Source organism: Pirellulales bacterium (assembly GCA_035939775.1).
In the GTDB taxonomy this organism is placed as follows: Bacteria; Planctomycetota; Planctomycetia; order Pirellulales; family DATAWG01; genus DASZFO01.
The window spans coordinates 1-2,602 of sequence record DASZFO010000381.1 but is presented as its reverse complement, the minus strand read 5'-3'; the positions used below and the strand labels follow the sequence as shown (position 1 = coordinate 2,602).

At 60.7% G+C, this 2,602-nt stretch carries 3 protein-coding genes; 2 read left to right on the top strand and 1 reads right to left on the bottom strand.

Going from position 1 to position 2,602, the window contains the following annotated elements; all coding sequences use genetic code 11:
- Positions 1-227: 227 nt before the first annotated feature.
- On the bottom strand, positions 228-515 hold the full coding sequence (locus VGY55_25470; protein ID HEV2973342.1) for a co-chaperone GroES: 288 nt from the start codon (positions 513-515) through the stop codon (positions 228-230).
- A 308-nt stretch (positions 516-823) separates the two neighbouring features.
- On the opposite strand from VGY55_25470, the gene VGY55_25465 reads away from it, so the two are divergent.
- Both VGY55_25465 and glnA read left to right on the top strand, forming a co-directional pair.
- Positions 824-1,105, top strand: a complete 282-nt coding sequence (locus VGY55_25465) for a hypothetical protein (GenBank protein ID HEV2973341.1) — start codon at positions 824-826, stop codon at positions 1,103-1,105.
- A gap of 402 nt (positions 1,106-1,507) precedes the next feature.
- Positions 1,508-2,602, top strand: a 1,095-nt coding sequence (gene glnA, locus VGY55_25460) for a type I glutamate--ammonia ligase (GenBank protein ID HEV2973340.1), incomplete at its 3' end; no start/stop codon positions are given.

Here is a 2,602-nt window from a genome sequence, read left to right as displayed (position 1 = left end):
ACATGGCCATTGACTCTGCTTCCCCGCCGACGCTACGCACTTAAAGCTGCGAATAAGGGCGATTTATTCGCCTTTGGGAGCGAGAATATCGCCATTGCTTTAAGGCCGCCTCGTTGGTCGAACGCTCAATTGTACGTCGCGGCACTTATTCAGCCAGGGCGGGAAAGTCGCTCGGCATCCGGACGAAACGATCATTTCGCTCAATCCGGCCACACTCCTAGCCACCGCTAAGTGACAATCGCCAGGATGTCGTCTTCGTTCATGATGAGCATCGACTCGCCATCGACCTGGACTTCGACGCCGGCATAGCCGCCGAAGACGATCCGATCCCCTTCGCGAATCTGTTGCGGAATCCTAGAGCCGTTCGCGAGCCTGCGCCCATCCCCCACCGCCAGCACCCGTCCCTCTCGCGACTTGTTCTGTGCCACGGCTGGGAGCACAATTCCGCCCGCCGTTTTCTCGTCCGCCTCCAATCGCCTGACGACCACATTCGTCCCCAGGGGAATGACTTTCATAGCTGTCTCGAACTCCGATTGCCACCGGCCGATCAGAAACACGTCGATCGGCCGCTTTCATGACCCGGCACATCGCCGCGGCGCCCGCGATTCTCGCATCCCGACAACCAGGGAGCAAGCGGCAGACGATCGTCAACTCGCCCAAAACGCGTCGCCTGGGGATTTCATTTGACAACCCGAGGATTTGACCTAGGTTTTATTCGGATATGCGCGTTGCCTCTCGCTCGGGCATTCACGTTCAATCGCGCGGCCGGCTGCCGATTTAGGGCCCGCCCCGCAACCCAATCGACGAACCCGAAGCGGCCGCCATGAGAAACCCGCCTCTCGAACAGCGAAAAACGGAACTGATCGTCAGATCGTCGCCCGATTTCTTCCCTGCGCTTGCGCACGCCGAGTTCGACGAAGTTTGGGCGTGGGCGGAAGACGCCGTGTTGGCCAAAGGAGGCTCGCAGCTTGCCGACGGGCCGCGGCCCGCGATTCTCGATCGACTCGAGCGGCGCGGCTTCAGTGCCGCCCGCGTCTTTGCCGCCGTCGTCTGGCTGAAGAGCGCGCTGGCCGCGAAGCGCGCCGAATCGGCCGTCTCCCCCTGACGAATTCGAGCCGACGATTCCGCGGCGGCGTCTTGAGAAAGAGCAATTTCTCCGGTTAGATTCGCTAGCAACTCTGCTCAGCGAATTTTCACTTCGTGCATAATCCGCGCGCAACTCCCCCTTCCCCGGTGCTGGCATTTCCGCGGCGTTTTCGCGGCGGAAAATCTCGCGCAAGCCCGTTGCAAGCCAAGGATTATGCCTTATGATGGTCGTTTCCGCGGATCGAGCGCGGCGAACAACTCGACGGATTTAAGGCATCTCGCGTGCCAGCACTCGGGCAGCGCTTCCAGATGAGCGATGTTCGGTGCGGCATCGCCGCCTTCAGGCCCGCGTCGGGCGTCGAGTCGTCGGCAATGTTGTCGAACGAGCTTTTGAAAATCTTTTGTGGAAAGGGGACTCGCTGTGAAGCCTAAAGAGGTATTGGCGCTGTGCCGTGAAAAGGACGTCAAGGCGGTTGATCTGCGGTTCATGGATTTCCCCGGAATCTGGCAGCACTTCACCGTCCCGGTGAATAAGCTCGATGAAGACGTGTTCGAAAACGGCCTCGGCTTCGATGGCTCCAGCATCCGCGGCTGGCAGGCCATCAACGAGAGCGACATGCTCGTCGTGCCCGAGCCGGATACGGCGTTTCTCGATCCGTTCACGACCCTGCCCACGTTGGTCATGGTCTGCAACATCCAGGATCCGATCACGCGCGAGGATTACAGCCGCGACCCGCGGAACATCGCCCGCAAGTCGGTCAACTATCTCAAGAGCACGGGCATTGCCGACGCGGCCTATATGGGTCCGGAGCTTGAGTTCTTTATCTTCGACGACGTGCGGTTCGACCAGAACGCACACGAAGGCTACTACCACATCGACAGCATCGAAGGGGAATGGAACCGCGGCCGGGTCGAAAGCCCGAACCTCAGCAACAAGCTCCGCTACAAAGAAGGCTACTTTCCGGTGCCCCCGGCCGACCAGATGATGGACATCCGCAACGAGATGATGCAGACGCTCATCGACTGCGGCATCGACATCGAGGCCCAGCACCACGAGGTGGCCACGGCCGGGCAATCGGAAATCGACATGCGGTTCCAGCCGCTGGTGAAAATGGCCGACAGCGTGCTCGTCTACAAGTATGTGCTCAAGCTCGTGGCCAAGAAGCACAACAAAACGGTCACCTTCATGCCAAAGCCGCTGTTCGGCGATAACGGCTCGGGCATGCACACCCACTTCTCGTTCTGGAAGGGCGGCAATCCGCTCTTCGCCGGCGGCGGCTATGCCGGCCTAAGCGAAATGGCGATTCACGCGATCGGCGGCGTGCTCAAGCATGCCCCGTCGATCCTCGCCTTCTCGAACCCGACGACCAACAGCTACAAGCGGTTGGTGCCGGGCTACGAGGCCCCAGTGAACCTGGCCTACTCGCAGCGCAATCGCTCGGCGTGCTGTCGCATTCCGATGTACAGCCCGAGCCCGAAGGCGAAGCGGGTCGAGTTCCGCTGCCCCGATCCGAGC

Excerpts from the sequence above, each read along its gene's own strand:
- VGY55_25465 (HEV2973341.1), top strand. The coding sequence starts at position 824 with ATGAGAAACCCGCCTCTCGAACAGCGAAAAACGGAACTGATCGTCAGA.
- VGY55_25470 (HEV2973342.1), bottom strand. The coding sequence starts at position 515 with ATGAAAGTCATTCCCCTGGGGACGAATGTGGTCGTCAGGCGATTGGAG.